The organism is Pseudomonas sp. 22085 (assembly GCF_052045815.1).
Taxonomy (GTDB): domain Bacteria; phylum Pseudomonadota; class Gammaproteobacteria; order Pseudomonadales; family Pseudomonadaceae; genus Aquipseudomonas; species Aquipseudomonas glycinae.
Map to the genome: position 1 here is coordinate 45,021 of NZ_JBQEQA010000019.1, position 17,234 is coordinate 62,254.

Consider the following 17,234-nt stretch of genomic DNA (forward strand, 5'->3'; position numbering starts at 1 on the left):
AATGGCGTACGTTTAAGTATGGAATATAGGGGGGAAGATGAAGATAGATTTGTTTGGGGCTCCATTGCGGGATGAAGTGCTTGGGGCAACTTATTTTGTTGGTCAGACAATGTATGGATTAGCTATCGAAAGATTGTATCCCTTGGTCCAGCGTCTAGATATTCAAAGGAATCTTCAAAATCCTTCGTTTTATAGTAGGCTTAGAAATGACTTGAAGATAGGTTGTATTATTCCTCCAATAACAATTGCTTTTGTTATTCAGGATGGTGCTCAAGTTGTCGATGAGGCATATATTAATGAAAATATATCCGAAGGATTTATTCTTGACGGTATTCAGCGTCTTAGCGCAATTCATCGCGCAAATAATGAATTGGAAGGCGAGGCTCAAACGGCATTTCATGAGCGTATTCTCCATTTAAATATAATTGTCGCACCATCAATGGATCGTTTGCTTTACAGGATGATTACGTTGAATAATGGGCAAAAGCCAATGTCTCCCCGTCACCAAATTGATATCTTGTCGGAGACTATGTTCGACTTTGAGAATTTGTCTCTTAGAAATCAGTCTCATAAGTCAAAGCAAGTGTCTTCTAATAAGCTATCTGTGCACAGATCTGACATCGTGAAGGGATATATTGCTTTTCTAGCGAATACCACTGCGATAGACAATAAGCTTATCATTGAAGAAAAAATGGATGAGCTAATTGCAGAGCGGATTATCGCAAGTGATATAAGCTCTGATGGTTATGAGTTTACTGAAATTTTAGGATGGGTTGCTGATCGATGTGTGGATGCAGCTATAAGCAAGTGGTTCTTATCTGGGAATAATTTCATTGGTTTTTGCGTTGCTGCAAGAAATAATTTTAATGAAATAAAAGATGAGACTATTGAGACGTTAACTGTGCAAATAGCTAGGTTTGAAAGTGTTTTTCTGAATTTTGATAAAAAGAAAATTAAGGTTGGAGACTATCGTCGTAGAATGGTTGCGGAGTACTTTGGCGCTTTAGCGCGGTTCAAGGTGTCGCCAGATAGTGATGTTGTAATTGAGTTGAGTCAGAAATAATGCCGGCATTTGACTTTTTTTTGCCAGCGAAATTTCATAATTCTATTTATGGGTGTGCAACTCCTTCTGAGAACTTTAGATTAAAGTCTCTTCTATTGCTTGTCGGAATTGGACGGGTTGGTAGGGTCGGTTCGAGAGAACCGAGGAAGCTTGAATTTGATTTTATGCTAATACCTCATCAAATGGTGGCGAAAAGATCGATTGCGCAAGCTGCATCAAAATTTCCGAACTATACCCGAAAGCAGCTGGATACATTTTTTCGCTCGGCAAATGTAAAAAACATGGTTATCCATAAAAATATTTGCAATGAGCTAAAGAGTTTGTTTGGGTATAAGGTTGAGGGGAATGATATTGGTTGTTTCTTGCATATTTATAGGATAATTGAACAGATTGCACTGTGTTTGCCAATGGTGTCGATTATAAATAAAGGAGGGTTTAATAATACTTTTTCAGAGTTTAAAGGATTGATCGAGGGAGGAGCTAAGTCTGATTTGGCTGTTCTCAAGAAATATTCAAGAAATCATCTGGATGGCTCTGTTGCTAGTTCTGTTGCGAGGTTTTCATTTTCTAGGACTGGTAATCCTCAGCAGAATGTATCTGTTGTTAAGCGCTTCTTTAAATCTGAGGATATCGTCTCTGAGACTGTTGATTCTATTGAGATAAAATATAAGCATATAGATACCTTGATTATTGGCTTTAGAAATCAATTCTTTCATTATTTGTTTCATGATAAAAACTTGTCAATGAGCGATTTGGATTGTCCCGACGAGTTTCTTGAAGTGTGTAATCCTATATTTATTAACTATTTTGCTTTTTTGTATCGCGAGCTTCTTGAGTCCGAGCTAATGATTTGGGGGTGAGTTGGGAATTATGATGAGAGGCTGAGTGGCGCTTGTTTGAGTGATGTAGGTTTTGTATCTGTGTGGGTTTTTGGTTTTTAAGTTGGTGTGGTGGGTTTAAGATCGAATGGTCTGTGATGCTATTCTGTGTCGCGGATTTTATGTTTTATTTTATTTGCTAATCCTGAAATATTTAAAAAGTTGATTTTTTCGTCAAACAGAAACTCTTGGAGAATTGATAGAATTTCGTCGGTGGTAAGTTTTGAGGGACCCTTGGTGCTGCATTCCCAGATATTTGCAACTCGCCAGCCGAGTTTTAATAGTGTTTCAATGGCTAGGTTGTCTCTGGCGCGATTAGACTCAATTTTACGCAGCCAAAATTCTGGGCGAGTCGATGGAAGTTTGAACATGGGACAATTATGCCCGTGCCAAAAGCACCCGTTGACGAATATAACAGCGTGATAACGTGGAAGTACAAGGTCTGGACTGCCCGGTAATTCGCGGTCATGTAATCGATAACGAAACCCTCTCGCATGTAAGCTCCTTCGGATCAGCATTTCTGGCTTAGTGTCACTGCCTCGGATCCTACTCATGTTGAGCTTTCGCTGTTCTGGGCTGAGTACGTCAGTCATCAAAATTCTCCCTTCGCGTCCGCGACAATGGCCTTTAGGCTATTTCGGATTTCATCGTTGCTCATCCCAGGTCGGAGAGTAATGGCTCCAAAGCGAAATTTATCTCGATATTGAGGGTGAAAAAGCCTCCCCGGTACAGGCGTATTTTTGAAATCAGAGTTGAGTGCAGGTGTGTGGGGCGTTAACAGATAGGCGGCTTTAACAATTCCCTCAACTTCCCCGCTATCTGTCTCCTGTACCAATGCGTCGCGATACATATGAATTGAAGTCAATGCATCATTCAAACTATCACTGATACGGTACTTCGCATCCAGGACAATTACCTGTCTGTCAGGAGTGCCAAACCCAGTGCCTGCCAGAACCACATCTGGCACCATGACCCGGCTGAAGCTGCCTTTGCCGTTTGGTTCCACCCAGTATTCACGGTATTGACGCTGGAAGCACAGGACCTTGTCGGAGCTGATTGAGACGGTAATTGCACCTGCGGAAATTGTTACGCCACCGGCGGCATCAGTTACGAACAGATTGTTCAGGTTCACATCGGTAGAGCCATACTCTTGAACTGCTGCGCGAAGGAGGCGGAGGAAACACCATAGTTCGTACAGCTCGTAGGTTCTGGCCAACGGCATTTGCAAAAAATCGCCAAATAGTGCAGCGAGCCCTAAGTTCATATCTTGCCAGAGGCGGTAAAATCGGTGGTAAACGGGATCGTTGCGAAATAGTGAAGACATCTTCAGTATTGGAGGGCTGTCAGTAACCTCTCTCATAAAGCCTGAATCTGCAGCTTCGTTTAACTGGCGAGCAATTCGCCGCGTGCGTATAGCCCAATTTCCATTTTTAGAAACTATATCCGAGTCGTCGCTACGATTGGTCCTAGCAAGTACATCTGCAACGCCAGATAACCAAGCTGCCCAAGATTTAAGGCATGCTTTGATCTGCCGGTGCTCCGGAATATCAACACTGTTGCGACGTTGTCGGACTATGATTTGTGCGGGCAAGCGCCCACCCAGCGCAGTTGGTAATCGGGATTGGCTATTGGTCTCCGTCCGGATAAGTCCGGATCGAAACGATTTTATGATTTCTGGCCCGGTGGCTCGCACGGCACGATGAGAGGGTAAGGTGATCTGCTCGGCGCGGAGGAAATGCCTGGGAGCGCGGTTGATCGCCTCAATCGTTCGCTTAATTTCCTCGGCCCGAGAGCGGAGGAATTCTAGGCGCGCCAACGGTGGCGGTTTACTGCCTGATTGACGTGCGATTCCTTTGCGAAAAGCACTAAGGGAGAAGAGGGCGAAGGTATCTTCCAGAATCTCTCGCACCATAGAATCAAAATCATCACGAGTCAGCTTGCGAAGATCAGGATCAGTGGTGATATCGAAGCGACGCACTCCCATACCTGAGAGGTGCAGAGCCACTTCTACAGAGCCAGCATGGAAACCCGGCGTCCATCGCCAGCGTGCAACACGTGGCTGGCGAGAACGCAGAGCCTCGATCGGCATGTCGTCAATCAAAAGGTCGGCATCAAGTGCATCTTCGCTATCTCGTAGCTCAAATAGATAAGAAGACGCCTCCTTGATTGAACCGCTAGGAATTGCATCCTGCTTCGGCCAAATCTGCCAAGTAGGGCCTCCACTTTCACTTTGAATGTGTAGCGTTGACATTTTCAGCGCATCGCCTGGAAGGAGCCGAACTCATCCAGATCACTTATTAGCCTGCGGACATATTTTTGTGCACTAGGTAGGCCATTGCAGGCTTTTTCTAGAGCATTTAGCAGTGGGCGCTGGCGCTCTGCACCACGCAGCTTAACCAGAACCTTTTGTACCAATAATTGATCTGTGACACTGTCAGTAGGATTCTGCAAGTGCTCGGCATCGAATGCGTGATATCGCACAAACTCCTCAATCACGCGGTAACCAAACCCTAGACCGTAGTGTTCCAAGAGCCTGTGGATTTCTGTGAGTTTCTCTTCAGAGTCATTCTTCGCTTTCTCCAGTTCGGGGTAACGTTCTGTGAGCGAGGTCATGAAACCCGGTACATCCACCGTCGACATATCAATTACTGATGCCCGATCAAGAACTTTGTCGCTGACAGGGTTGGTTGTTTCATCAATGTTAATTGTGCCGATGATGAAGAGATTAGTGGGTAAGGGGATTTCGGCTCGGACAGTGGCGCCGGTGGTGCCCTCTAGCGGCACGCTATTCGAGTGCAGCTGCAGGGAACCCTGGGTTTCTATGGCTGATAATATATCGGAGAGATAGTACTCAATCCGAGCGAGATTCATTTCATCGAGGATAACAAATACCGGAGAGTCTCGGTGCGCTGTAGCGACTAGTACGGCTTCTAGAAAGGTCGGTACAACGTAGCGATTCGTTAATACGTCGTAGTACCCAGTAAGCCCGGTCGGGTCAGTCCACTCTGGGCGAACAGGACATTCAAAAAGCAGCGGGTCAGCAGCTGTATTCGAGGTTAACCCATGAACAGCTCGTGCATATTTCAACGCTAGTTGCGTCTTTCCTGTGCCTGAAAGTCCAGAAAGAATTACAAAGTGCTTATGGTCAAGAAAGTTAAGTGCGGCGTGAAAACGCCGGACTTCTCCATTTGGATAATGACCACCCAGTGTCTTGATGGCTTTCTCGATTTCCGCAATCGGAAGGCTTGAAGGCATACGTAGCATGTCTGGGCTAAGCGTCGCGGTATCAGTCCAAACAGGAAGTTCATGAATTTTCTCCCTGCCGACCAAGCTACCTAGCCATCCGATGAATTCGCGAGCCAGCAGGCTGCGTCTTGCGGAAGCGGTCGGCGGATACAGTGCGACAACGATTTCGTCCGGCTCAGTTGAGGGGCCGAAAGGTGAGAGATCGAAAGCAAGGCTGTCCCAGAATTTAGCGTTGCGGAGCCACAACCGCCCATCTCTAGCCAAATAAATGGGTACGAGATTATTTCTGGCGCTGTACTTGATGGTGGCGCCTGGGAGTTCCAATTGCCCATCGTTTTCAGCGGCTTCCAGTGCAAACTCTGAATCATTTCCTGAGGTTTTTTTAACCAAGCCTAGGCGTTTCATTTTTGCCAAGCGTTCTAGGAAATTCGCCTTGTCTTTGCGAACTAGAACTGCGAAGTAAACTTCATCTTCTGGAGGGAATCGGAGAACGCAACCAAATATCAGTGCCTCAGTGTCTTCTCTAACGTTATCCAGGTTTACTACACCGAGCTGAATACCACCCTCAACAATCTTGGCACTATTAGAGACGCCGAACAGTTCTCGCGGACGAACTGTTTTTGATGTGCCGAAGTGTTTTTGGGCGGCTTCAAGAAACTGCTGTTGCCGCTCGACGAGGCTCATCTGCCATATCCTTTTGTGTGATTGCCTTCTTGAGTGTTTGCATCATATGAGTAGCTAGCGCCTTCGCCAACAAAGGAGGAACTGCATTGCCGATCTGTTTGAAGGCGGGGTTCATAGTGCCGCTGAAGCGAAAACCATCCGGGAAAGATTGCAAGCGAGCAGCCTCGCGTACCGAAATTGTCCTAGCTTGATTACTGTCGTAATGAATATGGCTATAGCCATCCTTTCCCAGGTGGGCCAAAAGTGTGCGTGCTGGTTGGTCGCGCCACATCTTTCGCCATTTATTTGGAAATTTGCTTGCATCGTAGGGAGGCACAATCGAATCCTTCAGAGCTTTGTACTCAAATGATTCGTCAACGATAGTTTCTCCATTGGCGCGAGCCACTGCCAGACGTTCCTGGAACATATTCATGGCATGTGCATATGCCTCAGGATATTGATCCCCAGGGTTCATGCGGGCAAACAGTTCATAGTCACGCGGGAGATATCGGATGACATGGTCCGTTAACCCGTTTTTGGGCGCTTCATGACCTAGCCAAGTACGCATCAGTTCTGCATATGCAGAAGGTTTTCTGCCGCTGTAGCTGACAGGATTATCAAAGCGGCGAGCACCGCGAGTGATCTTCCCTGCTGCAAGCAGTTCACGAGCATTGATTGTTGGAAGATCGCGTAGGGCGTCTTCCGCTGTAACTGCCGGCGGGAGATCAGGATTTGCTGCAGGCGGGTCTATGTAGGAGTGCGCCTGATCGACTAAATTTCGCAACGACTTCAGTGCAACAGAGCGAGTGCCTTCATATCCAGGTGGCAATATCAGCCAGTGGCTAGGGGAGGGAAACGAAACTTCTACATCTAGCTCTCGTCGATAAGCAATCAGGAACATACGTTCCCGCATCTGTGGGACGCCATAAAAAGCGGCATTGAGCAAGGTATAGCCACAGACATAGCCTTTGGCTTCCAGAACTTCACAGGTTTCCTCAGCGATGTTTTGGCCGCCATGATTCAGAATATCGGGCACATTCTCCATAAGCACGGCGAGTGGCTGGAACGCGTCCACGTACTCCAAGTATTTTTTGTAGAGCTGCGCGCGCGGATCATGGATGAATGCTTCGGGATGCTCTTCGATCTCGCGAAGCTTGGACCTGCCAACCCGAGCAAATGCTTGACAGGGAGGGCCACCTACAACGATATCGAAAGCATCAGCAACGTTGCCTAAATCAAGCTTATGGCACAGTTCAGCTGGAGAGGTTTTTGTGATGTCAATTGGTTGACTGTGAGCTTCTGCTCCGCCATGGAAATTCAGACCATGCGATCGTGCAGCATCAGGATCAAACTCAACGGAGCCTCGCATCTCGAAGCCTGCGGACTCAAAGCCAAGGGAAATTCCGCCACATCCGGAAAAAAGATCCAGTACGCGGGGTTTCGCAGAGGTTTGCAGGCGCGCTAGTTTACGAAGAATGACATCTTTACTCATGAATCAGATCCTTGTCGCGAAGACAGGCGAATAAGCAATTGCAGTTGTCCCCGGTACTCGCCAAGAAGCCTTGTACTCCATGCGCAGGCGACGCGTGATTTGCGTCTGCTGCAGCTGGCACTTGGAAGTGAGCATTCTCAGGCAGCATGACTAAAGTCCCGACGGTCTTTCGTTCAGGAGCAATGAGGAAGTGAGTCATATGCTTGGGGGCCAGGGTGAAATGGTGCCATTGTGCACCATAACGCACACCCTTTCATCAATCCCCTGACAGGCTGTTTTAGGGGGATTCATCGTCATCCGGCGCTGCCTAAATTGGTTATTTATGTTTAGGGGCATTACTTTTCAGAGACTAAAAGGCCCGGATTGCCTTAAGCATTCCGGGCCTTTTCAAGCGGCTCAGTGAGGTAGGCGTTTAAAGATCAATCCCAGCTCAACGCCCCACCAGTCTGATACTCAATAACCCGAGTCTCAAAGAAATTCTTCTCTTTCTTCAAGTCCATGATCTCGCTCATCCAAGGGAACGGGTTAGTCGTCCCTGGGTACTCTTCCTTCAAACCAATCTGGCTCAAACGACGGTTAGCGATGAACTTCAGGTAGTCCTCCATCATCGCTGCGTTCATGCCCAGTACGCCGCGAGGCATGGTGTCGCGGGCGTATTCGATTTCCAGCTGGGTGCCTTGCAGGATCATCTGCGAAGCTTCTTCCTTCATTTCGGCATCCCACAGGTGTGGGTTTTCGATTTTGATCTGGTTGATCACGTCGATGCCGAAGTTCAGGTGCATGGATTCGTCGCGCAGGATGTACTGGAACTGCTCGGCGACGCCGGTCATTTTGTTGCGGCGGCCCATGGAGAGGATCTGGGTGAAGCCGCAGTAGAAGAAGATGCCTTCCAGAACGCAGTAGTAGGCGATCAGGTTGCGCAGCAGCTCTTTGTCGGTTTCGACGGTGCCGGTGTTGAATTCCGGGTCGGAGATGGCGCGGGTGTATTTCAGGCCCCAGGCGGCTTTTTTCGCGACCGACGGGATCTCGTGGTACATGTTGAAGATCTCGCCTTCATCCATGCCCAGCGATTCGATGCAGTACTGGTAGGCGTGGGTGTGGATCGCCTCTTCGAACGCCTGGCGCAGGATGTACTGGCGGCATTCCGGGTTGGTGATCAGGCGATACACGGCCAGGGCCAGGTTGTTGGCAACCAGGGAGTCGGCGGTGGAGAAGAAGCCGAGGTTGCGCATCACGATGCGGCGCTCGTCGTCGGTCAGGCCTTCCGGGTTTTTCCAGAGGGCGATGTCGGCGGTCATGTTGACTTCTTGCGGCATCCAGTGGTTTGCGCAGCCGTCCAGGTATTTCTGCCAGGCCCAGTCGTACTTGAATGGCACGAGCTGGTTGAGGTCGGCGCGGCAGTTGATCATGCGCTTTTCGTCAACGGCGACACGGGCGGCGGAGCCTTCGAGTTCGGCGAGGCCTTCGGCAACGTCGAGGGAATCCAGTGCAGCCTTGGCGCGGGCCACGGCGGCCGAATCTTCGGCGGTCACGGCGCGGGCTTCGAGGGCGGCGGCGCCGCCGGCGCTGTCGAGGCGGTCCATGTTGGCTTCGCTAGCGTGGCCGGCGTTGGCGCCTTTCACTGCTGCTACTTCACTGTCTTCTTTGTCGAATTCGTCCCAGCTCAGCATGACGTGTCGTCTCCTGCGTGAGGGCCTGTGCCCGTGTGAAAACTGATTGGTTGGTTTTTCACACGGCCGTACAGGCCGCGTTGGATGTCGTTTTTTGCAGCGGTGCTACGCAGGCAATAAACAGAAAATTTTTACGGGTTTCCGAGAGCCTCTGACGGGCGCAGGTCAGCGTTGTCGCTGCTGCGGGGCTTCAGAATGGCTTTGATCCCTGTAAGGGAATATTGCTGACCCGATTAGGGCGGCATTATAGGGAAAAAAACACGGGCGTGGGGGAGGGCGAAACAGCGCAGGGCGGTCGAGCGCGCGGGTGATTTCGATCGGAGCGAGGGTTTACAGGGCTTTCGCCGGGATTGGCCCCGGAGAAAATTTTTTCATTAATTTTTTGGCGTGTGATTGATTGCTCAAAAAACGAGCAAAAAACCGCGTTTTTCACTATATCTTGTGTTTTGCAACCCTTTTGCGCCGCTTCAAACACAACTGAGCCCGACCGAAGCCGGGCTGGAATCGACCCTCGATGTTGCGCTGAGTGATCCGATTCGGTGCAGTCTCAACGCATCAATTGGTGCAGCCGTTGCCCATGATGCTGTAACGCAGGATGTGACGCTGACCCTTGGAGTCGTCGTATTCCATTTTCGCCGGAACAACTTCGCAGACGTTCGGAACTTCGCTCATGGAAACAACTTTGGCGATGTCCAGGTGAGTGGAGTAAGTGTATTCCTCGATAGCCGGTTGTTGCTGGGCGACATCAGTCGGAACCTCGTCTGCCATGGCGGTTGCGCACAGACTGCTGAGGGCCAGAACCAATAAAGCTTTCATTTGACATTTACCTTCTTGAGGTCGAGTGGGGTCACGCAACCTTTTTGGGGTTGCGTGTGGAACTTCATCGTTTTGCTTTGTTACTTCAGAACTGGATTAACGGCCTTCGTGGGGGCTGTAACCTTGTTAATCGCTTTGCCTTGTCGGCGAGGTGAATTTTAGGGAGGCGGGGCAGGGGTAAACAGACCCGGTTTTGATAAACACCTTTGGCAGATTTGGTAACAATCCGTGGAGAGCGTGTTGCCGGTGCTGCGGTTTTCCCGGGAAAACGAGGCGTCTGAATCGCTGGCAAGCCAGTTCCCACAAGGGTTGCGGGGTTTGCTTCAGGGGTGTTCAGGGCATTTCTGGATATTTTGTAGGGGCTTGTTACTACCATCGTCGAATGGTTCTATACGGGCGCCCCGGCTACAACAGGGTCATACAAAAACAACTATTACACCGAGGTAGGAAAGATGAGTGCGGCTTCCCTGTATCCCGTTCGTCCCGAGGTTCTGGCCAATACGCTGACCGATGAGGCGACCTACAAAGCCATGTACCAACAGTCGGTCGTCAACCCTGACGGCTTCTGGCGCGAACAAGCCAAGCGCCTCGACTGGATCAAGCCTTTCACCACGGTGAAACAGACTTCGTTCGACGATCACCATGTCGACATCAAGTGGTTTGCCGACGGCACCCTGAACGTTTCCTACAACTGCCTCGACCGCCATCTGGCCGAGCGCGGCGATCAGGCCGCCATCATCTGGGAAGGCGACGATCCTTCCGAAAGCCGCAACATCACCTACCGCGAGTTGCACGAACAAGTGTGCAAGCTCGCCAACGCCCTGCGTGGCCAGGACGTACACCGCGGCGACGTGGTGACCATTTATATGCCGATGATTCCCGAAGCCGTGGTCGCCATGCTGGCCTGTACCCGGATCGGCGCGATTCACTCGGTGGTGTTTGGCGGTTTCTCGCCGGAAGCCCTGGCCGGTCGCATCATCGACTGCCGCTCGAAAGTGGTGATCACCGCTGACGAAGGCATCCGTGCCGGCAAGAAGATTTCCCTCAAGGCCAACGTCGACGACGCCCTGACCAACCCGGAAACCAGCAGCATCCAGAAAGTCATCGTGTGCAAGCGCACCGGCGGCGACATCAAGTGGAACCAGCATCGCGACATCTGGTACGAAGACCTGATGAAAGTGGCAGGCACCGTCTGCGCGCCGAAAGAGATGGGCGCCGAAGAAGCGTTGTTCATCCTTTATACCTCCGGCTCCACCGGCAAGCCAAAGGGCGTGCAGCACACCACCGGCGGCTATCTGTTGTACGCGGCGATGACTCACGAGCGCGTGTTCGACTACCGTCCGGGTGAAATCTACTGGTGCACCGCCGACGTCGGCTGGGTTACCGGTCACAGCTACATCGTCTACGGCCCGCTGGCCAACGGCGCGACCACGCTGCTGTTCGAAGGCGTGCCGAACTACCCGGACATCACCCGGGTGGCGAAGATCGTCGACAAGCACAAGGTCAACATCCTCTATACCGCACCGACCGCGATCCGCGCGATGATGGCCTCCGGCACCGCCGCTGTTGAGGGCGCGGACGGCAGCAGTCTGCGTCTGCTCGGTTCGGTCGGCGAGCCGATCAACCCGGAAGCCTGGGACTGGTACTACAAGAACGTCGGCAAATCCCGTTGCCCGATCGTCGATACCTGGTGGCAGACCGAAACCGGCGGCAACATGATGAGCCCGCTGCCGGGCGCCCATGCGCTCAAGCCAGGTTCGGCCGCACGTCCGTTCTTCGGCGTGGTGCCGGCGCTGGTGGACAACCTCGGCAACATCATCGAGGGCGAGGCCGAGGGCAATCTGGTGATTCTCGATTCGTGGCCGGGTCAGGCGCGCACCCTGTACGGCGATCACGACCGTTTCGTCGACACCTACTTCAAGACTTTCCGTGGCATGTATTTCACTGGTGACGGTGCTCGTCGCGATGCTGACGGTTACTACTGGATCACCGGTCGCGTGGACGACGTGCTCAACGTGTCCGGCCACCGCATGGGTACCGCCGAGATCGAAAGCGCGATGGTCGCTCACCCGAAAGTCGCCGAAGCGGCGGTGGTCGGTGTGCCGCACGACATCAAGGGGCAGGGCATTTATGTCTATGTCACCCTGAAGAACGGCGAAGAGCCGAGCGAGCAACTGCGTCTGGAGCTGAAGAACTGGGTGCGCAAGGAGATCGGACCGATCGCTTCGCCGGACGTGATCCAGTGGGCGCCGGGGCTGCCGAAGACCCGTTCGGGCAAGATCATGCGCCGCATCCTGCGCAAGATCGCTACCGCCGAATACGAAGGGTTGGGCGACATCTCCACCCTGGCGGATCCAGGTGTGGTGCAGCATCTGATCGATACGCACAAGACCATGAACGTCGCGTAAGCGGCGGGTCTGAAGGCTGAGAAGCCCCGTCCGGCATTGCGCCGGGCGGGGCTTTTTGTTGTCTGGAGTTTAGGGGTTGTTAGTGCTGGCCCCTTCGCTGGCAAGCCAGCTCCCACAGGGATCTCCGTTGCTCCCGCAACCTCCAGCACACCACAAAACCTGTGGGAGCTGGCTTGCCAGCGAAAGCGGTTTGTCATGCAAAGCTGCAACCCTCTGATGGAACAAAAAATCGGCAGCCAATAATTATCGAATTGCTCCGTCAGCCCATTCCCACTGTTACCCGTCCGCGTTCAAGTAACTGAATGTGTAACCGCCCGCCCCGCAACGGGGCAATGAGAAACGCATCGCCCCGTTGCGGGGCCTCAAAACCCCCGGTGAAAAATAAGACATAACCCCGCGCTTGCCGGATTAGAAGGGTTTGCGAATAATAGGCCCGCAATTTGCAGCATAGATCGGTTCACTGTCTTTCGCTCTTGCATGAAATTGCAGGGCTGTCAATGTGCTCAAGCGGGTTTCTCGGTGCATCTGTAATTAGTTGTCGCATTGAAGAAATATCGGCTTCGGGCCTGTCGTTAGAATGCCGATCACTCGCTCGTCGTGGCTTGCGTTGAAGCCTTCGCGGTTTTGACTGGAATTGTCCCACGCACGCAGCAACCGATTTCGTTACACCCATTCGCATATTGGGCTGTCGCTCACTCTGCCGTTTTTGCCCTTTACCGATGGAGTCCCAAGATGAAGAAACTTGTGCTGCTTGGCGCCCTGGCACTGTCCGTGCTGTCCCTGCCGACATTCGCCGATGAAAAGCCTCTGAAAATCGGTATCGAAGCGGCTTACCCTCCATTCGCCTCCAAAGCGCCGGACGGCAGCATCGTCGGTTTCGACTACGACATCGGCAACGCGCTGTGCGAAGAAATGAAGGTCAAGTGCCAGTGGGTCGAGCAAGAGTTCGACGGTCTGATCCCGGCACTGAAAGTGCGCAAGATCGACGCGATCCTGTCGTCCATGTCGATCACTGAAGATCGCAAGAAGTCCGTGGACTTCACCAACAAGTACTACAACACCCCGGCCCGCCTCGTGATGAAGGAAGGCACTCAGGTCAGCGAAGGTCTGGCTGAGCTGAAGGGCAAGAACATCGGCGTGCAACGTGGTTCGATCCACGAGCGTTTCGCCCGCGAAGTCCTGGCCCCGCTGGGTGCCGAGATCAAGCCTTACGGTTCGCAGAACGAAATCTACCTCGACGTGGCCGCCGGCCGCCTCGACGGCACCGTGGCGGACGCTACGCTGTTGAATGACGGCTTCCTGAAAACCGACGCCGGCAAAGGCTTCGCGTTCGTGGGCCCGGCGTTCACCGACGTCAAATACTTCGGCGACGGCGTAGGCATTGCGGTACGCAAGGGCGACGCCCTGAAAGACAAGATCAACACCGCCATCGCGGCCATCCGCGAGAACGGCAAGTACAAGGCAATCCAGGACAAGTACTTCGACTTCGACATTTACGGCAAGTAAAGACGTCGCTCGACCCGTCCGAAATGGCGCAAGCAACAGGATCTCTGCGGTTTGCGCCATTTTTTCATCCCAACTTTCGAGGACCTGAATCATGTTGAAAGGCTACGGGGCTGTCATCCTCGATGGCGCTTGGCTGACGCTTCAGCTCGCCTTGTCGTCCATGGCCCTGGCCATCGTTCTCGGGCTGATCGGCGTCGCGTTGCGCCTGTCGCCGGTGCGCTGGCTGGCGTGGCTGGGCGATCTGTATTCCACGGTGATTCGCGGGATTCCCGACCTGGTGCTGATCCTGCTGATCTTCTACGGCGGTCAGGACCTGCTCAACCGCGTCGCACCGATGCTCGGCTATGACGACTACATCGATCTGAACCCGCTGGCCGCCGGTATCGGCACCCTCGGTTTCATCTTCGGTGCGTATCTGTCGGAAACCTTCCGCGGCGCGTTCATGGCGATCCCCAAAGGTCAGGCCGAAGCGGGCATGGCGTACGGCATGAGCAGCTTCCAGGTGTTCTTCCGGGTGCTGGTGCCACAGATGATTCGTCTGGCGATTCCGGGCTTCACCAACAACTGGCTGGTGTTGACCAAGGCCACCGCGCTGATTTCCGTGGTCGGTCTGCAAGACATGATGTTCAAGGCCAAGCAGGCGGCCGACGCCACCCGCGAGCCTTTCACCTTCTTCCTCGCAGTGGCGGCGATGTACCTGGTGATCACCAGTGTCTCGTTGCTGGCGCTGCGTCACCTTGAGAAGCGCTACTCGGTAGGCGTAAGGGCGGCTGATCTATGATCTTCGACTACAACGTCATTTGGGAGGCCCTGCCGCTGTACTTCGGCGGTCTGGTCACGACCCTCAAGTTGCTCGCGCTGTCGCTGTTCTTCGGTCTGCTCGCGGCCCTGCCGCTGGGGCTGATGCGCGTATCCAAGAACGCTGTGGTCAATGGCGCAGCCTGGCTCTACACCTACGTGATTCGCGGCACGCCGATGCTGGTTCAGCTGTTCCTGATCTACTACGGTCTGGCCCAGTTCGAAGCGGTGCGCGAGAGCTTCCTCTGGCCGTGGCTGTCCAGCGCAACGTTCTGTGCGTGCCTGGCGTTCGCGATCAACACCAGCGCCTACACCGCTGAAATCATCGCCGGCAGCCTGAAGGCCACGCCGAACGGCGAGATCGAAGCGGCCAAGGCCATGGGCATGTCGCGCGTCAAGATGTACAAGCGCATCCTGCTGCCATCGGCCCTGCGCCGGGCGCTGCCGCAGTACAGCAACGAAGTGATCATGATGCTGCAGACCACCAGTCTGGCGTCCATCGTGACCCTGATCGACATCACCGGCGCGGCCCGCACCGTCAACGCGCAGTTCTACCTGCCGTTCGAGGCGTACATCACCGCCGGCGTGTTCTACCTGTGCCTGACCTTCATTCTGGTGCGCCTGTTCAAGCTGGCCGAGCGTCGCTGGCTGAGCTACCTGGCCCCGAGGAAGCACTGATATGGAACGCATCGACCACGTTCTGCCGTGGAGCCACTTGGGCAGCGAGCGCCGGATTTCGGTCTTTCGCTTCGGCAGCGGCGAGCGCAAGGCCTACATCCAGGCCAGCCTCCACGCTGACGAACTGCCCGGCATGCGCACCGCCTGGGAACTGAAAAAACGCCTCGGCGAACTCGAAGCCAAGGGCCTGCTCAACGGCGTCATCGAACTGGTGCCAGTGGCCAACCCGCTGGGTCTTGGCCAGTTGCTGCAAGGCAACCATCAGGGCCGTTTCGAGGCCGGCAGCGGCAAGAATTTCAACCGTGATTTCGTCGAGCTCAGCGCCCCCGTGGCCGCCAGGCTGGAAGGACAACTCGGTGATGATCCGCACGCCAACATCCGTCTGATCCGTCAGGCGATGGCCGACCATCTGGCCGAATTGCCTGAAGCGAGTAGCCAGTTGCAAGGCATGCAGCGCATCCTGCTGCAACACGCCGCCACCGCCGATGTGGTGCTGGATCTGCATTGCGACTGTGAAGCCGCGCTGCACATGTACGCGTTGCCGCAGCACTGGCCGCAGTGGCGTTCGCTCGCTGCGCACCTGGACGTGAAGGTCGGCCTGCTGGCGGAAGATTCCGGCGGCAGCTCGTTCGATGAAGCCTGTTCGCTGCCGTGGCTGCGTCTGTCGCGTCTGTTCCCGGACGCGCAAATTCCACTGGCGTGCCTGGCAACCACCGTCGAACTCGGCGGTCAGGCTGACACCACGCCGGCGCAGGCCGAAGCCTGGGCTGAAGGCATTCTGGCGTTCCTCGCCGAGCAGGGCCTGATCCGTGGCGAGTGGCCGAGCGCGGCGCACGAACCATGCGAAGGCATGCCGTTCGAAGGCACCGAAATGCTCCTGCCGCCGCATCCCGGTGTGGTGAGTTTTCTGCGCAAGCCCGGCGAGTGGGTTGAAGCCGGTGACAAGATTTTCGAAGTGATCGATCCGCTGTCGGATCGGGTCAGCACGGTCTGTGCTGGTACGTCCGGGGTGCTGTTTGCCATTGAGCGGCTGCGTTACGCCCAACCCGGTTTCTGGCTGGCCAAAGTGGCGGGGCGCGATGCGCTGCGCGACGGCCCTTTGCTCAACGACTGACTGTTTTTGTGAGAACCGACCGCATGTACAAACTTGAAGTCCAAGACCTGCATAAACGCTATGGCAGTCACGAAGTGCTCAAGGGCGTTTCCCTGAAAGCGGCCGCCGGCGATGTGATCAGCATCATCGGCTCCAGTGGCTCCGGCAAAAGTACTTTCCTGCGCTGCATCAACCTGCTCGAGCAGCCGCACGCGGGCAAGATCCTGCTCAACAACGAAGAACTGAAACTGGTAGCGAACAAGGACGGCGCGCTGAAAGCCGCTGATCCGAAACAGCTGCAACGCATGCGTTCGCGCCTGTCGATGGTGTTCCAGCACTTCAACCTGTGGTCGCACATGACCGCGCTGGAAAACATCATGGAAGCGCCGGTTCACGTGCTGGGTGTGTCCAAGGCCGAAGCCCGCGAGAAGGCCGAGCACTACCTGAACAAGGTCGGCGTGGCTCATCGTAAGGATGCGTTCCCGGGGCACATGTCCGGTGGCGAGCAGCAGCGCGTGGCAATCGCCCGTGCGCTGGCGATGGAACCGGAAGTGATGCTGTTCGACGAACCGACTTCGGCCCTCGACCCGGAACTGGTCGGCGACGTGCTGAAAGTCATGCAGGCCCTCGCTCAGGAAGGCCGGACCATGGTGGTGGTGACCCACGAAATGGGCTTCGCCCGTGAAGTGTCGAACCAGTTGGTGTTCCTGCACAAAGGCGTCGTCGAAGAAAGCGGCAACCCGCGTGAAGTGCTGGTCAATCCGCAATCGGAACGTTTGCAACAATTCCTCTCGGGCAGCCTCAAGTAATCAGGGCTGCCGTTGCGCACCGAGATAGTGCATGCTTCGCAGCCTTGAGGCCGGTCTCGATTCCTGTGGGAGCTGGCTTGCCAGCGATGGCGTCCTGCCAGATTGCATTTCTGG

The 17,234-nt window shown here is 53.8% G+C and carries 14 protein-coding genes; 8 read left to right on the forward strand and 6 right to left on the reverse strand.

Going from position 1 to position 17,234, the window contains the following annotated elements; translation table 11 throughout:
• Nucleotides 1-37 precede the first annotated feature (37 nt).
• On the forward strand, nt 38-1,063 hold the full coding sequence (locus tag ACTJK7_RS22050) for a hypothetical protein (protein ID WP_440779805.1): 1,026 nt from the start codon (nt 38-40) through the stop codon (nt 1,061-1,063).
• Nucleotides 1,063-1,923, forward strand: a complete 861-nt coding sequence (locus ACTJK7_RS22055) for a hypothetical protein (protein ID WP_440779803.1) — start codon at nt 1,063-1,065, stop codon at nt 1,921-1,923. The genes ACTJK7_RS22050 and ACTJK7_RS22055 overlap by 1 nt, the downstream gene beginning before the upstream one ends.
• Nucleotides 1,924-2,042: 119 nt before the next feature.
• Here ACTJK7_RS22055 and ACTJK7_RS22060 read toward each other — a convergent pair whose 3' ends face one another.
• From ACTJK7_RS22060 to ACTJK7_RS22085, 6 genes are all read right to left on the reverse strand, one after another.
• Nucleotides 2,043-2,534, reverse strand: coding sequence for a very short patch repair endonuclease (locus ACTJK7_RS22060; RefSeq protein WP_440779801.1), 492 nt, complete (start codon nt 2,532-2,534; stop codon nt 2,043-2,045).
• Nucleotides 2,534-4,192, reverse strand: a complete 1,659-nt coding sequence (locus tag ACTJK7_RS22065) for a DUF2357 domain-containing protein (RefSeq protein ID WP_440779800.1) — start codon at nt 4,190-4,192, stop codon at nt 2,534-2,536. Before ACTJK7_RS22065 ends, ACTJK7_RS22060 begins: the two co-directional genes overlap by 1 nt.
• A gap of 2 nt (nt 4,193-4,194) precedes the next feature.
• Nucleotides 4,195-5,871, reverse strand: coding sequence for an McrB family protein (locus tag ACTJK7_RS22070; RefSeq protein ID WP_440779799.1), 1,677 nt, complete (start codon nt 5,869-5,871; stop codon nt 4,195-4,197).
• Nucleotides 5,837-7,342 (reverse strand): DNA cytosine methyltransferase, encoded by a 1,506-nt coding sequence (locus ACTJK7_RS22075; RefSeq protein WP_440779798.1) that lies wholly within the window; start codon nt 7,340-7,342, stop codon nt 5,837-5,839. Before ACTJK7_RS22075 ends, ACTJK7_RS22070 begins: the two co-directional genes overlap by 35 nt.
• 419 nt (nt 7,343-7,761) lie before the next feature.
• Nucleotides 7,762-9,012, reverse strand: a complete 1,251-nt coding sequence (locus tag ACTJK7_RS22080) for a ribonucleotide-diphosphate reductase subunit beta (RefSeq protein WP_007951068.1) — start codon at nt 9,010-9,012, stop codon at nt 7,762-7,764.
• A 555-nt stretch (nt 9,013-9,567) separates the two neighbouring features.
• Nucleotides 9,568-9,828 carry a DUF2790 domain-containing protein gene (locus tag ACTJK7_RS22085; protein ID WP_011335542.1) on the reverse strand — a complete coding sequence of 87 codons (261 nt, stop codon included), beginning with the start codon at nt 9,826-9,828 and terminating at the stop codon, nt 9,568-9,570.
• Between the two features lie 452 nt (nt 9,829-10,280).
• Between ACTJK7_RS22085 and acs the strand changes: the two genes are divergently transcribed.
• From acs to ACTJK7_RS22115, 6 genes are all read left to right on the forward strand, one after another.
• Nucleotides 10,281-12,236 (forward strand): acetate--CoA ligase, encoded by a 1,956-nt coding sequence (gene acs, locus ACTJK7_RS22090; RefSeq protein WP_440779797.1) that lies wholly within the window; start codon nt 10,281-10,283, stop codon nt 12,234-12,236.
• A gap of 732 nt (nt 12,237-12,968) precedes the next feature.
• Nucleotides 12,969-13,742 (forward strand): ABC transporter substrate-binding protein, encoded by a 774-nt coding sequence (locus ACTJK7_RS22095; protein WP_064383630.1) that lies wholly within the window; start codon nt 12,969-12,971, stop codon nt 13,740-13,742.
• Between the two features lie 91 nt (nt 13,743-13,833).
• Nucleotides 13,834-14,523: an ABC transporter permease gene (locus tag ACTJK7_RS22100; RefSeq protein ID WP_007951063.1), complete on the forward strand. Its 690-nt coding sequence runs from the start codon at nt 13,834-13,836 to the stop codon at nt 14,521-14,523.
• Complete coding sequence (locus ACTJK7_RS22105; protein ID WP_011335540.1) at nt 14,520-15,218, forward strand: ABC transporter permease; 699 nt, start codon at nt 14,520-14,522, stop codon at nt 15,216-15,218. Before ACTJK7_RS22100 ends, ACTJK7_RS22105 begins: the two co-directional genes overlap by 4 nt.
• Nucleotide 15,219: 1 nt before the next feature.
• Nucleotides 15,220-16,332 carry a succinylglutamate desuccinylase/aspartoacylase family protein gene (locus ACTJK7_RS22110; protein ID WP_236196553.1) on the forward strand — a complete coding sequence of 371 codons (1,113 nt, stop codon included), beginning with the start codon at nt 15,220-15,222 and terminating at the stop codon, nt 16,330-16,332.
• A 23-nt stretch (nt 16,333-16,355) separates the two neighbouring features.
• On the forward strand, nt 16,356-17,120 hold the full coding sequence (locus ACTJK7_RS22115) for an ABC transporter ATP-binding protein (protein ID WP_003227281.1): 765 nt from the start codon (nt 16,356-16,358) through the stop codon (nt 17,118-17,120).
• Nucleotides 17,121-17,234: the final 114 nt, after the last annotated feature.

Excerpts from the sequence above, each read along its gene's own strand:
- ACTJK7_RS22100 (WP_007951063.1), top strand. The coding sequence starts at position 13,834 with ATGTTGAAAGGCTACGGGGCTGTCATCCTCGATGGCGCTTGGCTGACG.
- ACTJK7_RS22070 (WP_440779799.1), bottom strand. The coding sequence starts at position 5,871 with ATGAGCCTCGTCGAGCGGCAACAGCAGTTTCTTGAAGCCGCCCAAAAA.
- ACTJK7_RS22095 (WP_064383630.1), top strand. The coding sequence starts at position 12,969 with ATGAAGAAACTTGTGCTGCTTGGCGCCCTGGCACTGTCCGTGCTGTCC.
- acs (WP_440779797.1), top strand. The coding sequence starts at position 10,281 with ATGAGTGCGGCTTCCCTGTATCCCGTTCGTCCCGAGGTTCTGGCCAAT.
- ACTJK7_RS22085 (WP_011335542.1), bottom strand. The coding sequence starts at position 9,828 with ATGAAAGCTTTATTGGTTCTGGCCCTCAGCAGTCTGTGCGCAACCGCC.
- ACTJK7_RS22075 (WP_440779798.1), bottom strand. The coding sequence starts at position 7,342 with ATGAGTAAAGATGTCATTCTTCGTAAACTAGCGCGCCTGCAAACCTCT.
- ACTJK7_RS22105 (WP_011335540.1), top strand. The coding sequence starts at position 14,520 with ATGATCTTCGACTACAACGTCATTTGGGAGGCCCTGCCGCTGTACTTC.
- ACTJK7_RS22115 (WP_003227281.1), top strand. The coding sequence starts at position 16,356 with ATGTACAAACTTGAAGTCCAAGACCTGCATAAACGCTATGGCAGTCAC.
- ACTJK7_RS22060 (WP_440779801.1), bottom strand. The coding sequence starts at position 2,534 with ATGACTGACGTACTCAGCCCAGAACAGCGAAAGCTCAACATGAGTAGG.
- ACTJK7_RS22050 (WP_440779805.1), top strand. The coding sequence starts at position 38 with ATGAAGATAGATTTGTTTGGGGCTCCATTGCGGGATGAAGTGCTTGGG.
- ACTJK7_RS22110 (WP_236196553.1), top strand. The coding sequence starts at position 15,220 with ATGGAACGCATCGACCACGTTCTGCCGTGGAGCCACTTGGGCAGCGAG.
- ACTJK7_RS22065 (WP_440779800.1), bottom strand. The coding sequence starts at position 4,192 with ATGTCAACGCTACACATTCAAAGTGAAAGTGGAGGCCCTACTTGGCAG.
- ACTJK7_RS22080 (WP_007951068.1), bottom strand. The coding sequence starts at position 9,012 with ATGCTGAGCTGGGACGAATTCGACAAAGAAGACAGTGAAGTAGCAGCA.
- ACTJK7_RS22055 (WP_440779803.1), top strand. The coding sequence starts at position 1,063 with ATGCCGGCATTTGACTTTTTTTTGCCAGCGAAATTTCATAATTCTATT.